The following is a 23,716-nucleotide window of genomic DNA, read 5'->3' as shown; positions in this document are numbered from 1 at the left end:
GCCGAGGTCGGGGCTGAACCCGGGCGGGCGGCGACCGCGTACACCCGGGCAATCAACCTCCCGGAGACCGCCATGACCGTCCGTCCCTTACTTGTCGCACTCGTCGCACTGGCTCTGCCGGCCGCCGCCTGCAGCTCCGGCGGACCGGCTACCACCTCGTTCGGCAGCCCGGCCTCGAGAGCGCCGGCATCGAAGGCGCCGTCCGCGCCGCGCGGCGTCGTGACCGTCACCGAGGCCAGGGCCATCCTCGACCAGTGGGAGAAGGCGGAGAAGGAGGTCAACCGGCAGGGCGCCACGGACTGGACGGCGGCGGAGGCCGGCCTGGCCGCGGAGATCAGCAACGCCGAGGGCAAGATCAACAAAATGCTCGGCGAGAGCTCCTCCTGGAAGGCCGTCGTCAAACCGCGATTCGCCATACCCGGGAAGGTCTCCGGCGCGCCCTGGTTCATGGCCGAGTTCGGCCGCAAAGGCGCCTCCGGCTGGTGGCAGACGATCTTCCAGAAGACGTCCGCCGGCTGGCGCGCGGTCGCCATGTCCGCCACCACGTCGAAAGCCAGGCCGCCCGCCGCCGCACGTGACGAGAACGGCCTGGCCACGACGGTGGCGCCGGACGACGGCGACGCCCTCATCGCGTCCCCGCGCCAGATCGCCCAGGCCCACGCCCGCCTGCAGAGCACCTTCGGCGAGGACCGGCGCGCCGGGCGGGTGTTCGCGGCCGACTCCGCCGCCAGGCTGAACGCCAAGGGCAGGGCCGACGATCGTAAGGAACTGCGGGACCAGTGGACCATGACCGTCCGTTCGCAGCCCGCGCAGGAGATCTACGCGCTCAGGACCTCCGCCGGCGGCGCGCTCGTCTGGTACGGCATCAGGCAGCAGCTCACCATGACCGCCCGCCCGGGCGCCGGCACCACTCTGGGCGTCACCAACCGCATCGGCAGGGCACTGAGCCACGGCAACCGCTTCTCCCGCAAGGCCGTGTTCAAGGACGCCGGGATGTATCTCGCCGTCGTCCCGAAATCGCCGGGCATCGTCCGCATCCCCGGGGAGTGGTTCACCCAGACCAGCATCACCGGCTCCTGATCTCAGCCGAACCAGTCCAGGGACTGGCCGTGGGGCGCGGCGAAGGCCAGCGGCCGCCCGTCCAGGGCCACGACGCAGGCCAGGCGGTCGTCAGGCGCGGGCCGGGGCAGGCGACGGTCCACGGACGGCAGGACGCCGGCCGCCTCGTTGGAGACCCAGCGGCAGGGCAGATCCCGCACCTTCCCGGCGAACGCCTCCCGCTCCTCGGGAGACAGGTACGCCAGCACGGCGGTGTGGAAGACCACCGGCGTCGCATTGGCCGGGGCCCTGGCGACCAGGTCCCCGATCACCTCGTTGAGGTCCCCGCGTACCAGGTGCGGCGGCTCCTTGCGGGCGACGCGGACGGCCCCCCGCAGCCGCGGCAGCCGCTCGTGCTGCTCCGGCCAGACCAGGCACTCGAGCCAGCGCATGTCCTCCGCGCTGCGCACATCGAGCGGATTGAGGTCCACGCCGGCCCGCCAGGCCACCCTGGGCACCTCCGCGGGCAGCGGGACCGGCCCGTCCGCGCGGCACTCGAGCACGACCGGGCTGTCGGCGGGCCCGACCACATGACCGCCGTCGTAGCGGTACCGGTAGCGGTCCGGATAGAGGCACAGCCCGGCCGACGCGCCCACCTCGATCAGCGCCAGGGGCTGCGGCAGGGCGGCGAGGACCGGCAGCAGCACGGCGCACCGGCCCGGCTCGTTCGTCTGGGTACGGCGCTGGAGCACGGCCTGCCGCACCCGGTCCCACTCGGCCGACGTCCACGTACGGAACGCCTGGTAGTCCTCGACCGGGCCGCCGAGGAGCCGCACCACCCCGAAGAGCAGGTTCGGCTGCCGCTTCGGCTCGGGCAGCTGCTCGATCAGAGCCAGCAACTCGGCGTCCTCGGCGATCCGGCCGGCCAGCATGTCGTAGGTCGCGGATTGCCCGCGTGCCTCCATGGCCCCGAAGCTCCTGTACCACTCCGCTGTGCTCATCGTCTCCTCCTCATGACGATGGTCACCCGCGGAGCCGCCGCCTGTCAGCGCGGCGGGGCGGCGACGTCGCCGAGAGAGATCTTGACCGGCTCGCCGCCGGAGAGCGTCACCGTGACCTCCGCGCCGTCGACCCGGACCTCCGGCATGGGCGGCTCCTGCCCGGCTCCCGTGAGCAGGACCAGGCTGACGTACACGGCGGTGCCGCCCGGATGGGTGTCGCAGGTCAGGTACGGCGTGGCGGAGTGCCGTCCGAAGGCGTTCACGCCCTGCGCGGTCGCCACGCCCGCCCCCGTGTAGCCGTGCAGCCCGCGCACCACGGCGGCCAGGCCGTCCGCGCGCCGGGCCAGCGCCCAGGTGTCCCCGGACTCGATCGCCGGCGGCTCCCGGTCGGCGAGCGCGTGGCCGCCGTCCCGTATCCGGTGCCCGGCGGGCGCGGTGACCTGGTGGACGCGGACCTCGGCCGCGCCGTCGACCACGGACGCGGTCACCACGCGGACGGGACCGTCCTCGTATGCCGAGGCGGCGAGGCGCTCCCCCACGGTGAGAGGCTCGATGCGGCGGCGCCGGGAGACGGCTCCCTGCGGCGAGACGACGGCGAGCTGCCCGTCGATCGCCTCCTCCCCGATGTCGGGGCCGGTGTGGCTGGTGTAGGCGAGCCTGAGGTAGTGAGGGTCCGGCGAGCCGTGCGGATCCTGGACGCGGTCGCGGTCGCTGCCGTGGTTGACGACGCGGACGACGCCGTCCTCCCGGGTGGCGTGCAGCAGCCAGCCGGGCGCGGGCATCGCCACGACCTGGTCGGCGAGGTCGACGGGCGCGGCCTCCTCGGCGTCCGTCCAGACCGGGTGCTCCGGCGGCAGCAGCAGGCCCAGGAAGGCCTTGCTGGCCCAGTACGGTGAGGCGGGGCCGGAGTAGTCCTGCTTGCCGGGCGGGAAGTCGTCGTACCAGCCGCACGTGAGCAGGCCGCGGCCGTCGGGGGCGCCGCGCTCGGCGAAGTGGCGCAGCACGCCGCTCGCGATCCGCCTGGTGCGCCCCGGCGGGAGGGGCGAGGCGCCGGCCAGCGCGCCCAGCCAGAGCGGGGCGACCGTGGCGAAGCGGTAGATCAGCGAGCGTCCTTGGTGCACCGGCCCGCCGTCGGCGGCGAAGAAGTGCTGGTACTGCTCCAGGAACCGGCGCAGGCGCTCCGCGTAGAGCCGCTGCCGGGCGGTGTCGCCGGCCATTCTGGCCCACAGCACCGGATACAGGTGCATCGCCCAGCCGGAGTAGTAGTCGAAGTTCTTGCCCTTGCCGTCGGAGTACCAGCCGTCGCCGACGTACCACTCCTCGATCCGCTCCAGCCCGCCGGCGATCTCGGCCGGGTCGTGCGGCCCGCCCACCTCGGCCAGGAACTGCTCCACGACCACCTGGAAGAGGAGCCAGTTGTTCGCCGGCGTGCGCCGCCCGACGAACCCGGCCAGCCACGCCACCACGCGTTCCTGCTGGGCCGGGGAGAGCCGGTCGTACAGCCAGGGGCGGGTCTCGTGCAGGGCGAGCGCCACCGAGGCGGCTTCGACGAGCGGCTGGGACATGTCGGCCAGGGGCGGCCAGGCGTACGGGTGCGCGGGGTCGGTGCCGGCCACCAGCCCGGCGGCGTAGCGCTCCAGCAGCGCGGGCGGGACGGCGCCGCCCGCCCCGGCGATGCGGAAGGCCGCGAGCAGGAACGTGCGGGCGAACCCCTCCAGACCGTCGCTCACCGGGCCTGACCGGCTCGCCGGACCGGGCAGGCGGAACTGGGCGAATCCGTCCGTGGCGTAGGGCACCACGGACGCCAGCAGGTGGTCCGCCATGCGCTCCCAATGAGCGCGGGTCCAGCCGGTGTGAGGGGACAGCAGGAAGTCGGCGGGCGGCATCACGGTGACGGTGGCTCTTCCAGGTTGGGGCGGACGGAATCGCGGACGACGATGTGCGTGCCGAGCATCACGTGCCGGGAGGCGCCCGGCGTGTCGGTGTCCAGGGCCAGCCGTACGGCGGTGCGGCCCAGCTCCTCGTGCGGCACGTGGACGGTGGTGAGGTCGATGTCGTCCGCAGGGGGAAGATCGTCGAAGCCGACCAGCGAGACGTCGCCGGGAACGCTCAGGCCGCGTTCGCGCAGCGCCGCGCGCGCACCCGCGGCGATCAGGTCGTTGCCGGCGAAGACGGCGGTGAAGTCGCGCGGCCCGGCGTCGAGCCGCTCGCGCATCATGCGGTGGCCGTCGCGCCGGTCCATGACGACGCTGTCGACCTCCAGGGCGGGGTCGTGCGGGACGCGGTGCGCGGCCAGCGCCGCGCGGTAGCCGGCGATCCGGCTATCGGGCGTGGTGTATCCGGTCCGCCGGCCCAGGAAGAGGATGCGCTTGTGACCGGCCGAGAGCAGATGGCTGGTGATGGCGTGGGCGCCGCCGGTGTTGTCGTACTCGACCACGATGGCGGGCACGTCGTCGCCCAGCGGGGGCCGGCCGCACAGCACGAGCCGCGAGCCGGCCACGGCCAGCGCGCGGGCGTAGTCCGCCATGCGCTCGCGGTAGGCGTCGTCGGCCGGCATGTTGCCGACCAGGATGACGGCTTCGGCGTGCTCCTCGCGCAGCAGCCGGACCGTGGCGAGCTCCCGCTCCGGGTCGCCGCCGGTGGTGCCCACGATGCACAGCCTGCCTTCGCGCGCGGCCTGGTCCTGCACTCCCTGCGCGACATGGGCGTAGTGCGGGGAGACGACGGAGGTGACCACGATGGCCACGCTCTTGGGGCGCACGCCGGCCAGGCCGCGGGCGTGGGCGTTGGCCACGTAGTCGAGCTCGCGTACCGCGCGCATGACCTTGCCGCGGGTGGCGGGCGCGCTGGGATAGCTGCCGGACAGGATGCGGGAGACGGTGGCGACCGAGACGCCGGCGTGCCTGGCCACGTCCCGGATCGTCGAGGGGCGAGGCCGTCCTTCTTCGGGCGTGGCCCGACGGGGCATCCGGCCTCCCTCACCGTGGTGCGTTCATGTAACCGTTTTAACGGGATGATTTCCCATGCGATCCAGCACGTCAAATCCCGTGGCCGAGGCAGACTGAGGGGCCGATCGGGCACGCGTCGGCGGTCTTGCGCCTCACCCATTCCTGTAAACGGTTAAACACTCAGCCGGCGGTGCCGAGCTGGGCGCGCACCTTCTCGTGGGTCAAGAAAGCGGTTCCGTTCACATGTCCTATCCGGGGGTTTTGCCGGTCGAAGGGGCCGGCCGCCGGTACGTCCAGGTGCCACCACCGGCGAGCTCGGCGATCAGGTGGTGGTCCGGCGACAGCGCGCAGGCCGGGTCGGTACGCCCGGCGTCCCCGGTGATCGCGTACGCCTGGCAGCGGCAGCCGCCGAAGTCGAGCTCCCTTCGCGGGCAGCCGGCACAGGGCCCGCTCATCCAGGCGGTCCCCCGGTAGGCGTTGAACGCGGGCGAGTGCTCCCAGATCCAGCCGAGCGAGCGGTCACGGGCGTTCGGCAGCGGCAACGGCAGGTCATAGGCGGCCGGGCAGGGCAGCACCCGGCCGTCGGGCGCGACGGTGATCGAGATCGCGCCCCATCCGCCCATGCAGGGCTTGGGCACGCCGTCGAAGTAATCAGGAATCACCCAGATCAGCTCGATTTCTGATTTTTCACGGTATTTCCGTACGACCGCCTCCGCGCGGGCGAGCTGCTCCCTGGTCGGCAGCAGCGCGGCCCTGTTGAGCAGCCCCCATCCGTAGAACTGGGTGTTGGCCAGCTCGATGCGCTCCGCGCCCCACGCCAGCCCGAGCTCGATGATCTCGCCCACGGCGTCGAGGTTCGCCCGGTGCAGCACGACGTTGAGCCCGAGCGGCAGGCCGGCGGCCGTCACGACGGCGGCCGCCCGCTCCTTCCGCGCGAACGACCTGACCCCGGCGATCTCGTCCGACTCCCGCTCGGCGGCCGACTGGACCGACAGCTGCACACTGCGCAGCCCGGCCTCGGCCAGCTCCGCGAGCCGGCGCCCGGTCAGCCCGACGCCGCTGGTGACGAGCTGCGTGTAGACGCCTTCCCGATCGGCCGTCGCCACGATCCGCGCCAGGTCGCGCCGCAGCAGCGGCTCGCCGCCGGACAGGTGGGCGTGCACCACGCCGAGCGCCGCCGCCTCCTCGATGATCCGCTGCCACTCCCCCGTGCTCAGCTCGCCGGACCTGGCCGCGAGCTCGGTCGGGTTCGAGCAGTACGGGCAGCGCAGCGGGCAGGCGTGCGTGAGCTCGGCCAGCATGGCCCACGGCGGGTTCACCGCAGCCATCCCTCGGCGCGCACCCGGTCGAGGAAGTCCACCACGTCGGCCTCGACCCCCTCGGGAAACTCCGCGACGACCTCCGCCACGATCTCCGCCACCGTCCGCCTCCCGTCGCAGAGCCCGACGATGGCCGCCGCCTCCTCGTTCAGCACGACGATCCGCTCGGGCACGATGAGCAGGTCCGCCCCCCGTACCGGATCGTGACGGAGCAGGGCCGAGCGGGACAGGGCGGGCCGCCAGGCCGCCGGCTCTGTCATCGACAAGCTCCGTCCACCGCGTCGAGCAGCGCCCACAGCACGTCGCACTTGTAGCCGAGCGCCGCGATGGCCCTTTCCCGGTCGGTACGGCTCCGCGCCCAGCCGAGAACCAGGCCCAGGGCCTCGCGGCTGTCCTGGCGGCCTTGCGAGACCCGTACCTGGAAGTAGCGGAGCCCTTCCCGGTCGATCCACGGGTAGTGCTTCTCGAAGGCGGCGATCCTCGTACGCATCAGGTCGGGCGCGAACAGCTCGGTCAGCGAGGCGGCCACGGCCTCGAGCACGGAGCCGTTGCGGCAGAGGTTCACGTAGCCGTCGACCGCCAGCCGCACGCCCGGCAGCACGCCCTCGCCCGACAGCAGCTCGTCGCGATCCAGCCCGGCGGCCTCGCCGAGGCGCAGCCACCGCTCGATGCCGCCCTCCCTCGGCCCGGTGCCGTCGTGGTCCTGGATGCGGCGCACCCACATCCGGCGCAGCTCCGGCGTGGTCAGCTTGGCGAGGATGAACGCGTCCTTGACCGGGATGTGCCGCTGGTAGTGGAAGCGGTTGAGTATCCAGCTCCTCAGCTCGTCGCGGCTCAGCTCGCCCGCGTGCATCCGCAGGTTGAACGGGTGCAGGTGGTGGTAGCGCCGCTCCGGCACGGCACGCAGCTCCGCCTCGAAGTCGTTCAAAGCTCGATCACCATCCCGTCGGCGGCCACCTCGACGCCCAGCTCGGCCAGCACTTTGTGCTGCCCGGCCGCCGGGTCCACGAGGGGGTTGGTGTTGTTGAGGTGGGTGTAGAGGCAGCGGCCCGGCAGCCGGGAGAGGCGCTCCATGGTGGCCGTGATCGGCAGGTGGCCCATCTGGGTGGCGGTCCTGGCGGAGATGCCGGTGCGCCGGGGTTCGTCGTCGTCCCAGAAGGTGCCGTCGACGATCACGCAGTCGGCCGTGGCGAACGCCTCGTCCAGCTCGTCGGACCATACCCCCATGGCGGGAGCGTAGATCAGGGTGGCGGCGCCGTCGGTGAGGCGCAGCGCGGACACCCAGCCCGGAGAGTCGGGGGCGCCGGCGGCGTAGCGGGGCCGCTTGCCCGAGATCGGTACGGCCTCGGCGTCGGCCCAGGCGATCTGGAGGTAGGGCCGGAGGAGGTCGGCGAAGGGCCGCAGCGCCTGCCGTACCACCGGGGTCGAGTGCACCTCCAGCGTGTCGGCCTCTCTCAGCCGCAGCAGGCCGATCGTGTGGTCGAGCTCGGCGTCGGTGAGGATCACGCCCTTCAGCGGTGACTGCCGCGGGCCCGGGCCGGGTCGGAGCCAGGCGCACGCCTCGATCTGGTCGGCGATGTCGGGCGTGGCGTTGACGACGTAGCAGCCGTCGGCCCGCTGGACGGCGAGGCTCGCGTGGCGGCGCCGCCGGCCCGGATGGGCGCGCGCCCCGGAGCATCCAGGGCACGCGCAGTTCCACTGGGGCACGCCGCCACCGGCCGCGGTGCCGAGCACCTGCAGTCGCACGGCGATCCCGGCCTACCTGGTGGCCAGGAAGTACGCCGACATCTCCATGGACGCCTCGATGACCTGGTAGTCGGGCTTGTGCCAGGTCGTCTCCTCGCCGCGGGTCCTGACCTTCTTCTCGTGGATCCTGCGGGGTTGCTTCTTGCCCTGATCCTTCGGCTGGGACATGCGCTGCACCTGCCTCTCGTAGGGTGTTACAAAAGACATGACCACCTGAAGGCGGCGCCGTCAATCCAGGCGAGGGGCAGGTGCGGTCGCGGCGTCCGGCCCTACCGGCAGGTGCGGAGCATGTTGAGCAGCGCGACCCTCTCCTTCTTCGTCACGAAGAGCCGGTAGTGATGCTTCACGGTGATCCACGAGGTCGCGTAGCGGCACCAGTAGGCGCGGCGCTGCGGGCGCCAGCTCTGCGGCCCCCTGCCGCCCTTGGCGACGTTGGCGGAGTGGCTGACCACGATCAGCTCCGGGCGGGTGAGGTCGTTGGCGAAGTGACGCCGGCGGGTCTGGCTCCACTTGCTGGCGCCGGAGCGCCAGGCGTACGAGAGCGGCACCACATGGTCGACGTCGACCTGCTTCTCGCTCTTCAGCCGCTTGCCGTCGTACGGGCTGTACCAGGTGCCCTTGACCGGGTGACAGGCCGCGTTCTTGCGCACGCGCCGCCCGTCTCGGGCCAGGACGATCTCCCGGGTGTCGCACTTGCCCTTGTGGTGAGCCCATCGAGGCATGAATCGTTCGTGGCTGTAGCCCCGGATCGATAACGGCCTGGCGACTTTCAGCTGGGCCAGCATCCGCCGGGCCAGTGCGCCGGCCTCGGCCTCCGACCGTTTTCGGGCGTCCGCTGTCGCGGGCGGCGCCGCGGTGAACGGGATGACCAGAGCAGTGAGTACGGCGACTGGGATCGCCCGTCTCAAAAAGATCATGGTTCCACCCATACCCGGTAATTCCCCGACGCGCGCGACGATACTCCGTCGGGGGCGGATCAGCGGAAGATCAGCTCGTACTCGACTTGCGCGATCGGGTTGCCGTCACCGAAGTCGTGGTCGCGGATCTCGCCGGACTCCGTGAAGCCGCTCTTGGCGTAGAAGCGGCGGGACTGCGGCGTGTCGCGAAGCGTCCACAGATGCACCCGCTTGAAGCCTTTCTCGCGGATCGCCTCCAGCGAGGCGGCCATCAGGGCCTGCGCGACCCCGCTCCCCCAGCCGTCCGGGTGGCCGTAGAAACCGAAGATCTCCGCGGAGTCCGGCCGCGCCGGCGAGGAGCCGAAGTAGGAGAAGGCCAGCGGCCGGCCGTCCAGCGCGGCCAGCATGACCGTGTCCTTGCCCTCGGCCAGCACAGCATGCCATTTGCCGCGCCGATGGCTCACCGCTCCTTCGCCGAACTCCGAGGTGAAGAACCCGGTATAGGCGGCTTTCCAGGACTCCGCGTGGATCTCACCCACCACGCCCCCGTCGTCGGGAGAGGCGGGGAACACACTGAATACTCCGGTCACGCGATCACAGTACTCGAGCCGGTGCCCGCCGCCGCGCAGGTGGGGCACCGGCTCGACGCGCTCAAGACCTGGGTCGCCCCCTACTGACGGCTCACCAGCTCAGCACCTTCGGCCGCCCGGCCGGTGCCGGCGGCCGGTCACGCAGCATCTCCACGCCCAGCGGGACCAGAGCCACGCAGAGCAGCGCGGTGACCAGCACGTCAGGGAGCGAGGCGCCCTTCAGCACGCCCATCCAGGTGCCTCCCGCCAGCAGCAGCATCGCGGCCCGGGCGGTGCCGAACAGCCCCGACCGCCACGCGGCGACGGTCAGCAGGAGCGAGCCCGCGTACTGGCCGACCGACGCCCAGACCGGCACCCGCCACGGCCCGTAGGAGATGTCCACGTACTCCTTCATGACCGCCTCAGTCGCCCGGTCCAGCCCGAGGACCTCGGTGAGCTGGAAGGCGGTCTGGTCGGCGCCGGCGAAGTAGAGGCGGGCGAACAGCCCGGCGACCAGCAGGGCGGCACCCCAGAAGGCGAGGGCGCCACCGATGCGCTGGGCCAGGGCGATGAAGGCGGGGAAGAGCAGCAGCGCGCCCAGCGCGAACACCGCGTAAGCGAGGGTGAGCAGGGCGGGTCGGGCGGTGTAGGCGAGCAGCTGGCCGTAGGCGGCGAACGGCTGGGCCTCGGACCAGGCCTGCTGCTGAGGGGTGAGGGCGGTGACCGTGCCGAGGTGGCGCAGCAGGAAGCCGGCGCACAGCACCACCGGCCCCAGCACGAGCGTCACGCCGCCGATCCACCGACCGGGGAAGTAGGCGTTCATGGGACGCAGCCTGGCAAGGGCGCGGCGGGGGGATCATCTGCCGATCGTCACCTCGCACCCCTGACGAAAGTCAGGTGACGGCGCGCGGAAACCGTTTGCCATGGTCAGGGCCCCGCTGAGAGGATCGCCGCCATGCCTTCCCTCTCAGCACACGACGGGACCAACCTCGCATACCACGTGTACGGGGAGGGCACGCCGGTGGTCTGCCTGCCGGGCGGTCCCATGCAGGACTCGCAGTACCTCGGGGAGCTCGGCGGCCTGTCGGCGCATCGGCAGCTGATCATGGTTGATCCCCGGGGCACCGGCCGCTCCGCGACACCGCAGGACGCCGCCTCCTACCGCTGCGACCGGCTCGTCGACGACGTCGAGGCCCTGCGCGAGCACCTCGGCCTCGACCGGTTCGACCTGCTCGCGCACTGCGCCGGCGCGAACCTCGCGGTCCTGTACGCCGCCCGCCATCCCGACCGCGTCGGCAGGCTCGCGCTGATCACTCCGAGCACGTTCGCCGTCGGCATCCAGGCCACCGGGGAGGCCCGGCTCGAGCTCGCGCGGCTCCGGAAAGACGAGCCCTGGTTCGGTACGGCGTTCGCGGCCCTCGAGGAGATCGCGGCCGGCAACGTCACCGAGGGCAGCTGGAAGGCCATCGACCCCTTCTTCTACGGCCGATGGGACGCGGCGGCACAGGCCCACCACGCGGCCCAGGCCGGCCGGCGCAACGATGAGGCCGCGGCCGCCTACGGCGGTGAGGGCGCCTACGACCCGGAGGCCACCCGCGCGGCGCTGGCCACCTTCGACGCGCCGGTGCTGGTGCTGGCCGGAGAGGTCGACCTGAACTCGATCCCGAGCGCCGTGGCCGAGTTCGCCGAGCTGTTCCCGAAGGCCGAGTTCGTCGTTCAACCGGAGGCGGGCCATTTCCCGTGGGTCGACGACGCCGGCCGGTTCGTGGCGACGACGGCGCCGTTCCTCGGCGCGGCGGGCGGCAGCCGGTAATCCGCCGGCGCACGTCTTCGACGCCGTGCGGAAAACCCGTCAAAGGGAGCAGTTCCCCCCTTCCTGGCATACTTCGTCGGCATGGCGATCAGTGACGTTATGCAGGTGGTGGCGGCCGCGGTGGTCGAGGACGGACGGCTGCTGCTGGTCAGCAAGAACATCGCCCCCGAGGTGTTCTACCTGCCCGGAGGGAAGCCCGAGTACGGAGAGTCCGCGGAGGAGACTCTCGCACGTGAGCTGAACGAGGAGCTCGGCGTCTCCCCGCTCGACATGGACCTGCTCGGCCACGTTGACGACGTGGCCGTCCTGGAAGGCGTCCCCATGCGGCTGACGGTGTTCGTGACGCGGATCGACGGCGCACCGGCACCTGCCGCCGAGCTGGCCGCCATGGGCTGGACCGACGGGCGGGACTCCTACATCCCTCGTCTCGCACCGGCGATCCGCAACCAGGTGCTGCCCCTGCTCGCCCGGTCCGGAGTGTTCGGCCGTGACCTCGCCGGCCCAGCAGATGGATCTTGACCTGTGACAGCTGGTGTGATGTGAAGATCTTGTGAAGCACACAGAGCTTGCGAAGCTCAGCTTGAGGACGGCGTTGACGGCCGCGGCGGTGGTGCTGGCCATGGCAGCGGGTACGGCCGGCGAGAGACCGGAGGCGGTCGCTTTCGTGCCCGCCGCGGCCACGGCGACCAGCCTGAAGATCATGGACTGGAACATCCAGGGTGGCACGGGAACGGACGGCAGGTACGACTTCGGCCGCATCATCGACGTCATCGCCGCCGAGAACCCGGACATCGTCACCCTCCAGGAGGTGCACGACAACTCCTCCGTCGGCGGCGACAACCAGTGGCAGCTGCTGGTGAACAGGTTCCCCGCCTACAAGCCGCATTTCGCCAAGGGCGACACCAACGCCTTCGGCGGGGTGGCGGGAAACCTCATTCTCTCCAAGTACGACATCATCGAGAAGCTCACCTACCAGCTGCCGCAGTACCCGGCCGACAGCGCGGCCGTGCTGCGCAGCCTCGGCGGCGTCAAGATCAACGTCAACGGCACCGACGTGCGGATCTACACGACCCACCTCTCCCCCGGCCTCGGCACCGAGGCCACCGAGCGGCGCAACAGGCAGGCCAGAGCCGTGATCGACAAGGTGTCGAGCGCGTCGCTGATGCCCACGCCGATGCTGCTCACCGGCGACCTCAACGTGCGGCCGGACAACGAGATCCGGCCCTGGTTCGCCCAGGCCGGCTGGTACGACGCCTGGACCCAGGTCAACGCCAACATCGGCGCCGGCGTCATCACCCATCCCGGTGACGGCGACGACGCGCGGATCGACTACGTCTACGCCACCCCCGGCTTAGAGGTCGCCGACGCCCACACCGTCGCCACCATCGCCTCGGACCACTACCCGGTGGTGGCCAATGTGACGACTCGCGCCACCGCGGCCACCAAGGCGAAGGCGGTCCTGGCCGGGGCGGCGGCCCGCGAGGGCTGGGCCAACCTCGCCGTGTACGCCGACAGCAGCTCCAAGTTGCGGGTCTGCGACAACCTGGCGGACGGCTGGGGGGTACGCGCCTACGTACGCGCCCGCTCGGGTGGCAGCGTGGTCGCGACCGGCAGCGACGGCGCCTATGCCGACCGCTGCGGCACCTTCACCACCGGATCGGGCACGGTCAGCTCGCCGACGGTGCGGGTGTGCCTCTACAAGGGCGGCGAGGAGAAGGACTGCCGCGAGGTGACCGTCACCTGACCGTCCGGCCGGGGGCCGCCCGGCCGAGAACCGCCCGGCCGAGGGCCGTCCAGCCGAGAACCGTCCGGCCGGGGGCCGCCCGCTCGGACGCGGGGGCGGCCCCCGGCCGGACGGGTCACCAGCGCAGCGGAAGGGTGGCGACGAATTCGCCGAGCCGGTCGGCGATGATCTGGTGGTCGTGGGCCGAAGGGTGCCAGTGGCAGCCCCCGTAGTCGAGGCCGGTCTCCGGGTAGTACCAGAAGCGGACCCGCTCGTCACCCCGGCTGTTGCGCTCCTGGACGATCTGCCGGGCGGTCTCGGCGTACACCGTGGTGTTGGACATGTACGTCGCGCTCACCACGATGATCGTGTCGCGGCCGTACCGGGCCCGGAGCTTGTCGAGGAAGGCGTGGTAGGCGGTGCGGTAGGCGGCGACGAGGCTCTCCGGCGTCCACGGCTCCCCGGGGTTGATGGCCGTCGAGAAGTCGTTGATGCCCAGGCCGATCACCACGAGCTGCGGCCGCCACGTGCCCGGGTTCTTCCATACGTCGCCCTCGACGCTCAGCAGCGCCCGGTCGTAGAACGTGCGGTAGTTGACCTGGGGATCACTGCCGTTGTAGTTGCGCACCATCCCGCGGCCGGAATAGGCGTTGATCTGGTAGTCGGCGTTCAGGCGGCGCGCGGCGATGGCGCCGAAGCTGATGTCCGCGTTCGTGGTCCGGTTGACGTCGTCGCCGGTGCAGTCGCGCGTGGCCGAGAGGTTGCCGTAGCCGGCGGTGTAGGAGTCGCCGATGAACTCGATCTGCCGGTGCCGCGCACGGGGGCCGCGCAGGATCGCGCCGTGCGGGGCGGCGACGAACCCGCCGAACTCGCTCGTCGCCCAGGGGCTCTCCGAGCGCTTGACGACCCGGACGCTGTGCACGCCCTTGGCGAGCCCGTTCACCCAGTGCGTGGTCTGTCCCGGGGTCACCAACGTGGTGACGGTCGTGCCGTCGATCTGGATGTCGTAGTCGGCGGCGGCGTCGTTGAGCACGATCCCGATTCCGGTGCCGCGGAACCTGCCTTCGAAGTAGACACCGGGCCAGCTGTACGTGACGGAGTTCGGGCCGGCCTCGACTCTGCCGGCGGTGTGCACGCGGGCCAGGACGCCGGGGTCATGGCCGGTCAGGGGCTCGGCGGCGGCGACACCGGGTGTTGCCGCGGCCGTCACCAGCGCGGCCAGCACCGCGATCATACGTAAGGGGCGCACGCTCTCTCCCTCCCACCGGCAACCCGATGTCTCACATGTTGAGATGGGCTGTCCAGAAAGGAATGATGATGGTGCCGTTATGATCGACTACGGCCGCGCATTGCACAATACGCATTCATGGCCGTGACACACCGGCCGGCTGCTTCTTGCGCAGGAAGGCGGTGAGCCGGTCCAGCGGCCAGGTGTTGATCACGTCGTCCGCCGTGAGCCAGCCGCGCTGCGCCGTGCCGATGCCGTAGCGGAGGTTGGCGAGGTGGCCGACCGCGTGGGAGTCGCTGTCGACGGCGAACTTCACCCCGTACCGCCGGGCCCGCCGGATGAGCTCGGCGGCCAGATCGAGGCGGTCGGGGAAGGCGTTGATCTCCAACGCGGTCCCGGAGCGCGCGCACGCCCGGAAAACCTCGTCCCAGTCGGCGTCGATCGGCGGCCTGCGGCCGATCAGCCGGGCGCTGGGATGGCCGATGATGTTGACGCACGGGTGCTCGGCAGCGCGGACCAGCCGCCTCGTCGTCCTGTCCTGGGGCAGCTCGAAGTGGGAGTGCACCGAGGCGACGCACACGTCGAACCCGGCCAGCACGTCGGGCGGCCAGTCCACGTCGCCGTCCGGGTCGATGTTCAGCTCGACGCCGTGCAGCAGCCGGAGCCCGCCCGTGCCGTCCAGCTCGCGGACGCGCTCGCGCTGTGCGAGGGCCTTTTCCAGGGTCATCCGCTGCATGTAGAGCTTGGGCCCGTGGTCGGTGACGGCGTAGTACGCGTACCCGCGCCCGGCCGCGGCGGCGACCATCTCCTCGAGCGAGGCGTGGCCGTCGGTGAGCTCGGTGTGGGTGTGCAGGTCGCCGCGCACGTCCTCTTCGGTGACCAGGTCGGGCAGCTGCCCGGCCAGGGCGGCCTCGATCTCGCCGATGTCCTCGCGCAGCGTCGGCGGGATCCACGGCAGGCCGAGCCGCTGGTAGACCTCCTCCTCGGTCTTGGAGACGATCAGCTCGTCGGTGACGGCGTCGAACAGGCCGTACTCCGACAGCTTCAGCTTGCGGTGCACGGCGATCTCGCGGGTGCGGATGTTGTGCGCCTTGGCGCCGGTGAAGTACTGCATGGCCGCGCCCCACGCGTCCGGCGGCACCACGCGCAGGTCCACCTGCAGCCCTTGGCCGGTCCTGACCGACGTCTTCGTGTCGCCGTGCACGATCACCTCGATCACCTGCGGGAGGCCGACGAAGGCGGACATGAGCACCTTCGGGTGCGTGGAGGTGACCAGGAGGTCGATGTCGCCGATGGTGTCCTTCATCCGGCGCAGCGAGCCCGCGTACCCGCAGCGGTGGCACTCCCCGACCGCTCGGAGCGCCGTCACGATCTCCTCGGCCAGCGGCATCGCCACGCCGAGATGGACCCGTTCGCCGGCGTCGCGCAGCAGGGCGATGCCGTGCAGCAGATTCTCCTCGGTCCTGGCGCCGAACCCCGGCAGGCCGTGCAGGGCGCCGGCGTGGATCGCCGCCTCCAGGCTCTCCGGCGAGTCCACGCCCAGGCGCTGGTGCAGCGCCATCGCCCGTTTGGGCCCCAGCGCGGGGATGCGGGTCAGCGCGCGGACCCCGGCGGGGATCCGGCCGCGCAGCTCCTCCAGCTGCGGAACGGTGCCCGACCGCAGGTATCCGGCCACCTTCTCGGCGATCGACTCCCCCACGTTGGGGATCTGCCGCAGCTCGGCGCTGTCGTAGCCGGCGATGTCCGGCACGTGGGCGCCGATGGAGCGGGCCGCCTTCTGGTAGACGCGGATCTTGAAGTCCGGGCCGCCGGTGATGGCCAGCAGGTCGGCGTACTCCTCCAGCATCGCGGCCACGTCGTCATTGGTGCGTGCCATGTCGCGTCGTCGCCTCCCCTCCCTCCTGGCTCCCCTATCCCGGAATCCGGGCGACTATCGCTCTGACCTGGGAGGAAGCGCGGCGGGTACCCCCGGCAGGCCGTCGCCAAACCAGGTGGCCCGGCTGTTAGCGGCTCATGGCCTGGGGTAGCCGCGCTGGTAGGCGAGGAGGGGAGGTGCGGTAGATCATGCGCACGCGCCGAAGCGACTCTGAAGCACCGAGGGAGACCCACGGTCCGCAAGCCAGGTTCGCGGCCGTGGCGGGCGCCGTAGCGGGCGCCGCAGTGGAGTACCTGTTCGATCCGGACCGGGGCCGGAGCCGCCGGGCCAAGGTACGCGACCAGGCCTCGCACGCCACACATGAGCTGACCTACGGCGTCGGCCGCCTGAGCCGTGATCTGCGGAACCGCTCTCGCGGCCTCGCCGCGGGCACCCGGTTCCGGCTGCTCGGCCGCTCCGCGGACGATCGGATCCTGTACGAGCGCGTACGCGCGCAGATCGGCCGCTACCTGGCCCATCCACACGCCGTGGAGGTGAAGGTCGGCGACGGAGTGGCGCTGCTGAACGGCGATGTGCTCATCGGTGAGGACCGGCGCGCGGTGCGGGCGGTCCGCCGCATCCCCGGGATCAGGTCCGTCGAGGCCAGGTGGCACGTCCACCGCGACCCGTCCGAGGTGCCGCGCTTCCAGGGCACGGGCCGCGTCCGCTCGCCCGTCCCCGAGCTGCTCCAGCAGCACTGGGCTCCGTCGGCCCGATTCCTGGCCGGTACGGGCGCCGCCGCCCTGTGGATCTTCGCCGGCCGGTTCCCGCGGGCCGTCGCCTGGCCGCTGCGCGGCACCGCGATCATGCTGGCGGCGCGCTCCGCCACCAACCTGCCGCTGCGCCGGCTGACGGGCATCAACGCCGGTCGCCGCGCCGTCGACGTCACCCGCGCGGTCACCATCGCGGCGCCCCCGGAGCAGATCTGGGAGCTGCTGAGCGACTACTCCATCTTCGCGCGGATCATGCCCGACGTCCGCGAGGTCCGGCGGTCGGTCGACGGCACGAGGTCGCACTGGGAGATCCGCGGTCCCATGGGCCGGCCGATCCGCTTCGACGCCGTCGAGACCAGCCGGCAGGAGGGCAGCCGCATCACGTGGAAGTCCGCCGACGGGCAGCTGATCGCCCACACCGGCGAGGTACGGCTGGCGCCCGAGCAGGGCGGCAGGACGCGGCTGCAGGTGCAGCTGACCTACAACCCCGTGGCGGGCGCCGCGGGCCACGCGATCGCGCGACTGCTGGGCGCCGACCCGGGGACCAGGCTCAAGGAGGACCTGCTGCGGCTGAAGTCCTGCGTCGAGGAGCAGAAACAGCCCGTGATGAGCGGGTAGCCGGTGAGGAGGACATGTCTCCGGTTGGACGCGCCGGGCACTGGTGGCCCGGCAGGCGTTCGCGCACACAGGCGCCGACGGCGAGCGAGACTCCGGCCGAGGCGGTGCACATCATGCTGGGCTCGATCGCGCTGATCATCACGGCCGGGCTGCTGGTCCTGAGCGTGTCCGCCGGGACTCCGCTGCTCACGGCGGCCATCGGCGTCGTGATCGCGCTCATCATGACGGACATCATGCGCTCCCACCGCCGGTCCAGGCATCCCAGGGAGCGGCTGTGACCCCGCGGCGTCGGCACCGAACGGGCCGCGGGCCTACCAGGCACTGACCGCGCCCCACAAGCCGCGGGCTCTACTGGGCGCTGACCGGGTCACCCACCCGGATCCGGCCCGGCTCGCGGGGCACGAGGCGGATGCCGAACCAGGTCTTGCCATCCCATTTGCGGTGCCTGGCCAGCGTTCGCAGCGGCTCCTTGCCCTTCACCTGGGTCTCCGGATCGATCGTGGTCACCGCGCAACGGTCGCAGAGCTCCGAGACGCGGAAGGACACCGACCCGATCCGCACCTCGCGCCAGCCGTCCTCCGCGAACGCCTCCGCGCCCTCGACGATCACACTGGGACGGAACCGCAGCCGCGACAGCGGCCCCGGCGCGGCCTCACCATGCATGGCCGCCTCCTCGTCAAGCCACCCGTCCAGCAGGCGTGCGGACGACTCGGAGACGAGCAGCAGCGGCGCGTCCCACGCGAAGCTCACCACCTCACCGGGCAGCCCGCCGTGCGCCGGATCGATCGACCTGCGCCCGGGGTCGTCCAGCCATACCAGCCTGGCCGGGCGCCCCAGCAGCTCCGTGAACCACGCGTGCGCCGCGTCGCCGGCGAGCACCGCCCGGTCCAGGCCGGTGAAGCCGACCGGCGTCTTCGCGCCGGTGGCGGGCGGCACGGTCACGTCCTCCATCCCGCGCGCCGTGAGCCGCAGGCCGCCCTCGGGCGTGGGCCACGCGGCGACGGAGGCCAGGCGCGGGAACTCGCCCAGCCACAGATTGTCGCCGTGCTCGTCGACGACCGCCCACCGGCGGTCCCCGTCCAGGCCCCAGGGGTGGACGATCCCCTCTGCCACCGAGTGACCGCTTCCCGATTTGATCGGATAAATCAGGATTTGATCGAGCCTCATGGCCGTCAGTGTCCCACTTCCGTACCGGAAGCAGGAGAGGGGTCTTCGAACCGGGCGCCCAACGTGCGCAGGCCCGCCAGGATCTCCGCCGCCGTCGGGGCCTGGCCGGGGTCGTTGAGCCATTGCACCATCACTCCCAGCAGCAGCGCGAGGTGCACCGAGCCGACCGTACGCACCTCGCGTTCGGCCAGGTCGGCCTCGTCCCCGTCCGCCAGGTGGGCGGCCATGCCGCGGCGGCCCTCGCGCTGCCCCGCCACGAGCTGCTCGCGCAGCTCCGGCGAGTGCTCGGCCTGCACCAGGGCTTCCAGGTTGGCCAGCCAGAGCGTGCGGTGCTCGCCGATCGACGCGATCAGCTGCTCCCAGAGCGCCTGGAAGCGTTCGGCGGGCGCGGCATCGGCGTCGCCCGCGGCCGCCATCGCCGCGCCGACCTGGTCTCCCCATTCGCGCATCGACTCCACCAGCGCCGCGTTGAGCAGCGCCTCGCGCGAGCCGAAGTGATAGCCGATCGCGGCCATGCTGACCCCGGCCGCCGCCGAGATGTCGCGGACGGTGGTGCGCGCCCACCCCTTCTCCACCAGGCAGCGCCGCGCCCCGGCCAGCAGGTCCTCACGGTTTCCCATGGCAGGCAAGCCTAGCACGTACGCATGAGACAGGCGTCTTGCGCATTTGCACAAATCCGTCGTACGGTGGCGTCCTCACCAACCGAGGAGGACCTCCCATGCGGATCCTGATCTCCGGCGGCAGCGTCGCCGGCCCCGCTCTGGCCTACTGGCTGCACCGTCACGGCCACCGGCCGACGCTCGTGGAGCGGGCGCCGGGCGTGCGCGGCGGTGGCGCCGCCATCGACTTCCGCGGCTCCGCGCTGCAGGTGCTGGAGTGGATGGGCCTGCTGGAGGAGATGCGCGGGCGCGAGACGGGGATGACCGCGATGACGCTGGTCGACGACGCCGGCGCCACCCTGTCCACGCTGCCGGCCACCGCCATCTCCGGCGACCTGGAGGTGCTCAAGTCCGACGTGACGGCCATCCTGTACGAGGCCACCCGGGACACCACGGAGTACCTGTTCGACGACACGATCACCGCGCTCGACCAGGACGGCTCCGGCGTCCACGTGACCTTCGAGCGCGGCCGCCCCCGCACGTTCGACCTCGTGATCGGCGCCGACGGGCTGCACTCGACCGTGCGCCGGTTCGCCTTCGGCCCCGAGTCCCGGTACGTCCGCCACCTGGGCATCTACGGCGCCCTCTTCACCGCGCCCAACATCCTGGGCCTTGCGAACGCGGGCCTGATGTACAACACCGCGGGCCGCAACGCGCTGGCCTTCACCGCCCGCGACAACACCGAGCTACGCGTCGGCCTGTCGTTCGGGGCCGACCACCTGGACTACGACCGGCGCGACCGCCGGCAGCAGGAGGACCTGGTGGCCAAGCACTTCGACGGCGCGGGCTGGGAGGTGCCCCGGCTGCTGGAGGCGATGCGCGAGGCCGGGGAGTTCTTCTTCGACTCCTCCGGCCAGGTGGTGATGGACTCCTGGTCCACCGGCCGGGTCGCGCTCGTGGGCGACGCCGCCCACTGCGCCGCCCCCACCTCCGGCCGCGGCACCTCCCAGGCGTTGATCGGCGCGTACGTGCTGGCGGGCGAGCTGGCCGAGGCCCCTGACCACACCACCGCCTTCGCCGCGTACGAACGCCACCTGCGCGACTACGTCGAGCGCAACCAGCGGCACGGCCGGGCCGCGGCCCGCTGGTTCCTCCAGCCGCCCACCGAGCCCCCGGTGGAGGTGGCCGAGGACGTGGTGGCGCTCAAGCAGTACGCGTGACGAGGACCCATGGAGCCCGGTGGCGGCCCGCCCGCCGCACCGCGCACGTCATCAGCGTCATCAGCCGAGGCGGGCCAGCTCCTCCTCGCTGAGCTCCAGGTCGGCGGCCGCGGCCGAGTCGATGATGGTCTCCGGGCGGCTGGCGCCGGGGATGGGGATCACGACGGGGCTGCGGGCCAGTTCCCAGGCGAGGCAGACCTGCTGGGGCGAGACGCCGCGCGCCGCGGCGATCTCGGTGAAGGCGGCGTTCAGCCGGCTCAGCTCCCCGGTACGGCCGATGCCTCCCAGGGGCGACCAGGGGAGGAAGGCGAGGCCGAGCTCGGCGCAGACGTCGATCTCAGGCTCGCTGGAGCGGAAGCGCGGCGAGTACTCGTTCTGGACGCTCACCAGGGCGCTGCCGAGGATGCTGTGGGCGAGCCTGATCTGCGCCGGGTCGGCGTTCGAGATGCCGGCCATCTGGATCTTGCCGGCGTCGTGCAGCTCCTTGAGCGCGCCCATGGTCTCCTCGTACGGCACCCCCGGGTCGGGCCGGTGGTGCTGGTAGAGGCCGATGCTGTCCACGCCGAGGGCCTTCAGCGAGCGGTCGCAGGCCTGCTTGAGGTGCGACGGGCGGCCGTTGACGGACCAGCCGCCGTCGGGCGTGCGGGTGTGCCCGCCCTTGGTCGCGACGAGCACGGTGCCGGCGTCTCCGCCCCACAGCGACAGGGCCCGGGCCACCAGGCGCTCGTTGTGGCCGATGTCGTCGTGCGAGGGGGTGTAGGCGTCAGCTGTGTCGATCAGGGTGATGCCGGCGTCCAGGGCCGCGAGAATAGTCCGGATCGACTGGTCCTCGTCGGGCATGTGCCCGGCCACCGACATCGGCATGGCACCGAGCCCGACCACTCCGACCTGGCGGTTTCCGATGGCGCGCGTTCTCATGGCGTTGTGCATGAGAACACCCTGCCCGCTGGAGCGCACTCCAGGTCAAACGTGGGCAAATTAGACCTTCCGGAGAGCCTACTGGGCGAGGCCGAACCTCTTGGCGAACGCGGACAGCTCCTCGCGCTGCTCTTCCGGTTCGGTGGCCGCGACGGTGACGACGAGGCGGGTGACCCCCTGGGCGGCGAGCTGCTCGACCCGTTCGACGGGCATGTCGATCGAGCCCATGCGGGTGTACTCCAGCGCGTCCGGGTCGCGGCCGGCCTCGGCGGCGGTGGAGCGCGCGAGCTCCCACTGGAGGGCCCGCTCCCGCGCGTCCAGCGCCCCGCCGGGGAAGTAGCCGTCGCCGCGCCGCCCCGCCCGGCGCGCGGCCGCCCGGCTCGACCCCCCGACGTGGATGGGCAGCTGAGTGACCTGGTGGGGCTTGGGGAAGCTGACCAGGTTCTCGAAGGTGAAGAACTCGCCGGCGTAGCTCACGCCGTCCTCGCCGCCGGCCCACAGCAGGCGCAGCACGTCGATCGCCTCGTCGGCGCGGCGGCCGCGGGTGGCGTACTCCACCCCCACCGCCCGGGCCTCGCCCGGCAGCGCGCCCAGTCCCACGGTCAGCAGCCGCATCCTGCCCTTGGACAGCACGTCGATGGTGACCAGGCGCTTGGCGAGGGTCACCGGATGGTGGTACGGCAGCAGCAGCACGCCGGTGCCGAGCAGGATCCGCTCCGTGGCCGCGGCGACGAAGCTCAGGCAGTCGAGCGGATCGGCGTAGGGCAGCGTGGGCGGCAGCTCGTACGGCCCCACCGCGGCGCCGGGGTACAGCACGATGTGCTCGGGCAGGTAGAGCGATTCGAAGCCGCACTCCTCCGCGTGCCGGGCGAAGGCCACGATCTTGTCCGGATCGACCCCTTGATAGGGCGTGCTGTAGCTGACTCCGAACTTCATCGTCTTCCTTCTGCTCGCTTCCGAGGGACGGAGTGGATCGTAGAACCCTGACACCGACGTCAGGGCAACACCCGGCCTGGTCGATACAATGCCCGATATGCGGCGGTTGAGCAGTACGGTGGTCGTGGTGGCGGGGGACGGGGCCGCGGACGTGGTCGCCGGGCTCGACAGGCTGCACAACGTACGGGCGATCCCGCGGGGCGATCGCCGGCCTGCCGAGGTGATGGAGATCGCCGGGCGGTCGGCGGCGACGTACGTCGTGCACGACGCCGATCCGCTCGCCGACGTCGCCGCGGCCTGGACGGAGTTCTTCGACGGCACCGGGGTGGCCGGCGCCCTGGAGGTGGCCGTCGAGGCCGCGCTGGGCGAGTTGCGCGCCGACCGGCTGGTGCTGCCCGACTACTACCTGGTGCTGGACGCCGACGGGATGACGGAGACGTGGCGGCACTGGTGGCTCGGGGTGCTGGGCGGAGCCGCGCCGGTACGGGTCGTGCCGGTGCCCGCCTCGGCGGCGGCCGTCGCCGAGGAGCTGGGCCGGCTGACGGCGGGCCGGTGGTGGCCCACCGACCTGGAGGGATGGCTACGCGGGCTGCCTCGCGTCGTACCCGACCAGGCGGGTCTGCCCGGCTCCGGCGCGGTGGTGGCCTAGCCGGACGCTTCGGATGGGGTGAGCCGCTCGGTCATACTGAGCCTTCATGAAGATCGCGCGGCCTGCGGCGTCCGTCATGGTGTGGATCGGCGCGGCCGCCGGATGCTCGGGGCGGGCGGTGGTGGTCGGTACGGACTGCCGCCAAGTGCGCGCCAAGTCGTCCACCATTCCCCTGCAACTCGCGCTCCCTACCGTGAGGACACCGGCCCTCGACGGCCGGTCTCGCAAGGGGAGGGGCTCAATGAGACAGGTCTACAAGGTCCTGGCCTATCTGATCGCGATCGAGGTGGCCGTACAGGCGTCGATGGTGGTCTGGTTCGACGCCGGGCTCGGCAAGTGGGTCGGGGAGGGCGGCGTCGTCGACAAGTCGCTCGTCGAGAGCGGGCAGGCGCCGTTCCCCGAGTTCATGGGGGTCGTCATCCACGGCATGAACGGGATGTTCGTCATCCCGCCTCTCGCGCTGCTCCTGCTGATCACCTCGTTCTGGGCGAAGGTCCCCGGAGCCGTGAAGGCGGCCGGCCTGGTGCTCGCGCTCGTCGTCCTGCAGGTCACGTTCGGTCTCTTCGGCCACGACATCCCGCTGGTGGGCGCCGTGCACGGCATCAACGCGCTGCTGCTGTTCGGCTCGGCGATCTACGCGGCGCGCCGTGGCGCGGCCGTGAGCGGGCCGGTCGCCGTTCAGCCCGCGGCTCAGGGCTGA

At 71.9% G+C, this 23,716-nt stretch carries 26 protein-coding genes; 9 read left to right on the top strand and 17 right to left on the bottom strand.

Annotation, left to right across the window (positions count from 1 at the left end; translation table 11 throughout):
• Positions 1-72: 72 nt before the first annotated feature.
• Complete coding sequence (locus tag AB0H84_RS28540) at positions 73-1,080, top strand: hypothetical protein (RefSeq protein WP_357610513.1); 1,008 nt, start codon at positions 73-75, stop codon at positions 1,078-1,080.
• A 2-nt stretch (positions 1,081-1,082) separates the two neighbouring features.
• On the opposite strand, the gene AB0H84_RS28535 is transcribed toward AB0H84_RS28540, so the two are convergent.
• The 11 genes from AB0H84_RS28535 to AB0H84_RS28485 form a co-directional block, all read right to left on the bottom strand.
• Entirely contained in the window at positions 1,083-2,039 is a 957-nt protein-coding gene (locus AB0H84_RS28535; RefSeq protein WP_357610510.1) for a DUF2332 domain-containing protein, read from the bottom strand.
• Between the two features lie 44 nt (positions 2,040-2,083).
• The gene (locus AB0H84_RS28530; RefSeq protein ID WP_357610508.1) at positions 2,084-3,925 is read right to left on the bottom strand and encodes a DUF2264 domain-containing protein; all 1,842 of its coding nucleotides are present in this window, start codon (positions 3,923-3,925) and stop codon (positions 2,084-2,086) included.
• Positions 3,925-5,007: a LacI family DNA-binding transcriptional regulator gene (locus AB0H84_RS28525; RefSeq protein WP_357610505.1), complete on the bottom strand. Its 1,083-nt coding sequence runs from the start codon at positions 5,005-5,007 to the stop codon at positions 3,925-3,927. Before AB0H84_RS28525 ends, AB0H84_RS28530 begins: the two co-directional genes overlap by 1 nt.
• Before the next feature lie 228 nt (positions 5,008-5,235).
• Positions 5,236-6,306, bottom strand: a complete 1,071-nt coding sequence (pqqE, locus tag AB0H84_RS28520) for a pyrroloquinoline quinone biosynthesis protein PqqE (RefSeq protein ID WP_357610500.1) — start codon at positions 6,304-6,306, stop codon at positions 5,236-5,238.
• Positions 6,303-6,566: a pyrroloquinoline quinone biosynthesis peptide chaperone PqqD gene (gene pqqD, locus AB0H84_RS28515; RefSeq protein WP_357610497.1), complete on the bottom strand. Its 264-nt coding sequence runs from the start codon at positions 6,564-6,566 to the stop codon at positions 6,303-6,305. Before pqqD ends, pqqE begins: the two co-directional genes overlap by 4 nt.
• Positions 6,563-7,234, bottom strand: coding sequence for a pyrroloquinoline-quinone synthase PqqC (gene pqqC, locus AB0H84_RS28510; RefSeq protein WP_357610494.1), 672 nt, complete (start codon positions 7,232-7,234; stop codon positions 6,563-6,565). The genes pqqD and pqqC overlap by 4 nt, the downstream gene beginning before the upstream one ends.
• Entirely contained in the window at positions 7,231-8,052 is an 822-nt protein-coding gene (locus AB0H84_RS28505) for an MBL fold metallo-hydrolase (RefSeq protein WP_357610491.1), read from the bottom strand. The genes pqqC and AB0H84_RS28505 overlap by 4 nt, the downstream gene beginning before the upstream one ends.
• A 12-nt stretch (positions 8,053-8,064) precedes the next feature.
• Positions 8,065-8,220 (bottom strand): hypothetical protein, encoded by a 156-nt coding sequence (locus tag AB0H84_RS28500; RefSeq protein ID WP_357610488.1) that lies wholly within the window; start codon positions 8,218-8,220, stop codon positions 8,065-8,067.
• Positions 8,221-8,321: 101 nt separating this feature from the next.
• Positions 8,322-8,969: an HNH endonuclease family protein gene (locus AB0H84_RS28495; RefSeq protein ID WP_357610485.1), complete on the bottom strand. Its 648-nt coding sequence runs from the start codon at positions 8,967-8,969 to the stop codon at positions 8,322-8,324.
• A gap of 59 nt (positions 8,970-9,028) precedes the next feature.
• Complete coding sequence (locus tag AB0H84_RS28490; RefSeq protein ID WP_357610483.1) at positions 9,029-9,538, bottom strand: GNAT family N-acetyltransferase; 510 nt, start codon at positions 9,536-9,538, stop codon at positions 9,029-9,031.
• A 91-nt stretch (positions 9,539-9,629) separates the two neighbouring features.
• A complete protein-coding gene (locus AB0H84_RS28485) occupies positions 9,630-10,340 on the bottom strand; it encodes a hypothetical protein (RefSeq protein WP_357610480.1) in 711 nt (236 codons plus the stop codon).
• Positions 10,341-10,472: 132 nt separating this feature from the next.
• On the opposite strand from AB0H84_RS28485, the gene AB0H84_RS28480 reads away from it, so the two are divergent.
• From AB0H84_RS28480 to AB0H84_RS28470, 3 genes are all read left to right on the top strand, one after another.
• Positions 10,473-11,330 (top strand): alpha/beta hydrolase, encoded by an 858-nt coding sequence (locus AB0H84_RS28480; protein WP_357610477.1) that lies wholly within the window; start codon positions 10,473-10,475, stop codon positions 11,328-11,330.
• A gap of 81 nt (positions 11,331-11,411) precedes the next feature.
• Positions 11,412-11,849: an NUDIX domain-containing protein gene (locus AB0H84_RS28475; protein ID WP_357610474.1), complete on the top strand. Its 438-nt coding sequence runs from the start codon at positions 11,412-11,414 to the stop codon at positions 11,847-11,849.
• 61 nt (positions 11,850-11,910) lie between these two features.
• Positions 11,911-13,074, top strand: a complete 1,164-nt coding sequence (locus AB0H84_RS28470; protein WP_357610471.1) for an endonuclease/exonuclease/phosphatase family protein — start codon at positions 11,911-11,913, stop codon at positions 13,072-13,074.
• A 115-nt stretch (positions 13,075-13,189) separates the two neighbouring features.
• Here the strand turns inward: AB0H84_RS28470 and AB0H84_RS28465 are convergent, their stop codons facing one another.
• Together AB0H84_RS28465 and polX are read right to left on the bottom strand one after the other, a co-directional pair.
• Positions 13,190-14,302 (bottom strand): SGNH/GDSL hydrolase family protein, encoded by a 1,113-nt coding sequence (locus AB0H84_RS28465; protein WP_357610467.1) that lies wholly within the window; start codon positions 14,300-14,302, stop codon positions 13,190-13,192.
• A gap of 115 nt (positions 14,303-14,417) precedes the next feature.
• Entirely contained in the window at positions 14,418-16,157 is a 1,740-nt protein-coding gene (polX, locus tag AB0H84_RS28460; RefSeq protein ID WP_357610464.1) for a DNA polymerase/3'-5' exonuclease PolX, read from the bottom strand.
• A gap of 188 nt (positions 16,158-16,345) precedes the next feature.
• Here polX and AB0H84_RS28455 point away from each other — a divergent pair, with 188 nt between their 5' ends.
• Positions 16,346-17,527 (top strand): SRPBCC family protein, encoded by a 1,182-nt coding sequence (locus AB0H84_RS28455; protein ID WP_357610461.1) that lies wholly within the window; start codon positions 16,346-16,348, stop codon positions 17,525-17,527.
• 14 nt (positions 17,528-17,541) lie between these two features.
• Entirely contained in the window at positions 17,542-17,805 is a 264-nt protein-coding gene (locus AB0H84_RS28450) for a hypothetical protein (protein WP_357610458.1), read from the top strand.
• Between the two features lie 70 nt (positions 17,806-17,875).
• On the opposite strand, the gene AB0H84_RS28445 is transcribed toward AB0H84_RS28450, so the two are convergent.
• On the bottom strand, positions 17,876-18,694 hold the full coding sequence (locus AB0H84_RS28445; protein ID WP_357610457.1) for an MOSC N-terminal beta barrel domain-containing protein: 819 nt from the start codon (positions 18,692-18,694) through the stop codon (positions 17,876-17,878).
• A 5-nt stretch (positions 18,695-18,699) separates the two neighbouring features.
• Positions 18,700-19,314, bottom strand: a complete 615-nt coding sequence (locus tag AB0H84_RS28440; protein WP_357610454.1) for a TetR/AcrR family transcriptional regulator — start codon at positions 19,312-19,314, stop codon at positions 18,700-18,702.
• Positions 19,315-19,412: 98 nt separating this feature from the next.
• Here AB0H84_RS28440 and AB0H84_RS28435 point away from each other — a divergent pair, with 98 nt between their 5' ends.
• Positions 19,413-20,513 carry an FAD-dependent monooxygenase gene (locus AB0H84_RS28435; RefSeq protein WP_357610451.1) on the top strand — a complete coding sequence of 367 codons (1,101 nt, stop codon included), beginning with the start codon at positions 19,413-19,415 and terminating at the stop codon, positions 20,511-20,513.
• Positions 20,514-20,573: 60 nt separating this feature from the next.
• On the opposite strand, the gene AB0H84_RS28430 is transcribed toward AB0H84_RS28435, so the two are convergent.
• A complete protein-coding gene (locus tag AB0H84_RS28430; protein WP_357610448.1) occupies positions 20,574-21,443 on the bottom strand; it encodes an aldo/keto reductase in 870 nt (289 codons plus the stop codon).
• 66 nt (positions 21,444-21,509) lie between these two features.
• Entirely contained in the window at positions 21,510-22,367 is an 858-nt protein-coding gene (locus AB0H84_RS28425; RefSeq protein ID WP_357610445.1) for a TIGR03619 family F420-dependent LLM class oxidoreductase, read from the bottom strand.
• 97 nt (positions 22,368-22,464) lie between these two features.
• On the opposite strand from AB0H84_RS28425, the gene AB0H84_RS28420 reads away from it, so the two are divergent.
• Positions 22,465-23,016: a hypothetical protein gene (locus AB0H84_RS28420; RefSeq protein WP_357610442.1), complete on the top strand. Its 552-nt coding sequence runs from the start codon at positions 22,465-22,467 to the stop codon at positions 23,014-23,016.
• Between the two features lie 241 nt (positions 23,017-23,257).
• Positions 23,258-23,716 (top strand): hypothetical protein, encoded by a 459-nt coding sequence (locus AB0H84_RS28415; protein WP_357610439.1) that lies wholly within the window; start codon positions 23,258-23,260, stop codon positions 23,714-23,716.

Source organism: Nonomuraea sp. NPDC050786, from assembly GCF_040654115.1.
Taxonomy (GTDB): Bacteria; Actinomycetota; Actinomycetes; order Streptosporangiales; family Streptosporangiaceae; genus Nonomuraea.
This window is presented reverse-complemented; position numbering and strand designations above follow the sequence as displayed.

Excerpts from the sequence above, each read along its gene's own strand:
- AB0H84_RS28485 (WP_357610480.1), bottom strand. The coding sequence starts at position 10,340 with ATGAACGCCTACTTCCCCGGTCGGTGGATCGGCGGCGTGACGCTCGTG.
- AB0H84_RS28480 (WP_357610477.1), top strand. The coding sequence starts at position 10,473 with ATGCCTTCCCTCTCAGCACACGACGGGACCAACCTCGCATACCACGTG.
- AB0H84_RS28535 (WP_357610510.1), bottom strand. The coding sequence starts at position 2,039 with ATGAGCACAGCGGAGTGGTACAGGAGCTTCGGGGCCATGGAGGCACGC.
- AB0H84_RS28495 (WP_357610485.1), bottom strand. The coding sequence starts at position 8,969 with ATGATCTTTTTGAGACGGGCGATCCCAGTCGCCGTACTCACTGCTCTG.
- AB0H84_RS28430 (WP_357610448.1), bottom strand. The coding sequence starts at position 21,443 with ATGCACAACGCCATGAGAACGCGCGCCATCGGAAACCGCCAGGTCGGA.
- AB0H84_RS28420 (WP_357610442.1), top strand. The coding sequence starts at position 22,465 with ATGCGGCGGTTGAGCAGTACGGTGGTCGTGGTGGCGGGGGACGGGGCC.
- AB0H84_RS28445 (WP_357610457.1), bottom strand. The coding sequence starts at position 18,694 with ATGAGGCTCGATCAAATCCTGATTTATCCGATCAAATCGGGAAGCGGT.
- polX (WP_357610464.1), bottom strand. The coding sequence starts at position 16,157 with ATGGCACGCACCAATGACGACGTGGCCGCGATGCTGGAGGAGTACGCC.
- AB0H84_RS28440 (WP_357610454.1), bottom strand. The coding sequence starts at position 19,314 with ATGGGAAACCGTGAGGACCTGCTGGCCGGGGCGCGGCGCTGCCTGGTG.
- AB0H84_RS28525 (WP_357610505.1), bottom strand. The coding sequence starts at position 5,007 with ATGCCCCGTCGGGCCACGCCCGAAGAAGGACGGCCTCGCCCCTCGACG.
- AB0H84_RS28475 (WP_357610474.1), top strand. The coding sequence starts at position 11,412 with ATGGCGATCAGTGACGTTATGCAGGTGGTGGCGGCCGCGGTGGTCGAG.
- AB0H84_RS28530 (WP_357610508.1), bottom strand. The coding sequence starts at position 3,925 with ATGCCGCCCGCCGACTTCCTGCTGTCCCCTCACACCGGCTGGACCCGC.
- AB0H84_RS28540 (WP_357610513.1), top strand. The coding sequence starts at position 73 with ATGACCGTCCGTCCCTTACTTGTCGCACTCGTCGCACTGGCTCTGCCG.
- AB0H84_RS28435 (WP_357610451.1), top strand. The coding sequence starts at position 19,413 with ATGCGGATCCTGATCTCCGGCGGCAGCGTCGCCGGCCCCGCTCTGGCC.
- AB0H84_RS28425 (WP_357610445.1), bottom strand. The coding sequence starts at position 22,367 with ATGAAGTTCGGAGTCAGCTACAGCACGCCCTATCAAGGGGTCGATCCG.
- AB0H84_RS28450 (WP_357610458.1), top strand. The coding sequence starts at position 17,542 with ATGTCTCCGGTTGGACGCGCCGGGCACTGGTGGCCCGGCAGGCGTTCG.
- AB0H84_RS28455 (WP_357610461.1), top strand. The coding sequence starts at position 16,346 with ATGCGCACGCGCCGAAGCGACTCTGAAGCACCGAGGGAGACCCACGGT.
- AB0H84_RS28415 (WP_357610439.1), top strand. The coding sequence starts at position 23,258 with ATGAGACAGGTCTACAAGGTCCTGGCCTATCTGATCGCGATCGAGGTG.
- pqqD (WP_357610497.1), bottom strand. The coding sequence starts at position 6,566 with ATGACAGAGCCGGCGGCCTGGCGGCCCGCCCTGTCCCGCTCGGCCCTG.
- AB0H84_RS28500 (WP_357610488.1), bottom strand. The coding sequence starts at position 8,220 with ATGTCCCAGCCGAAGGATCAGGGCAAGAAGCAACCCCGCAGGATCCAC.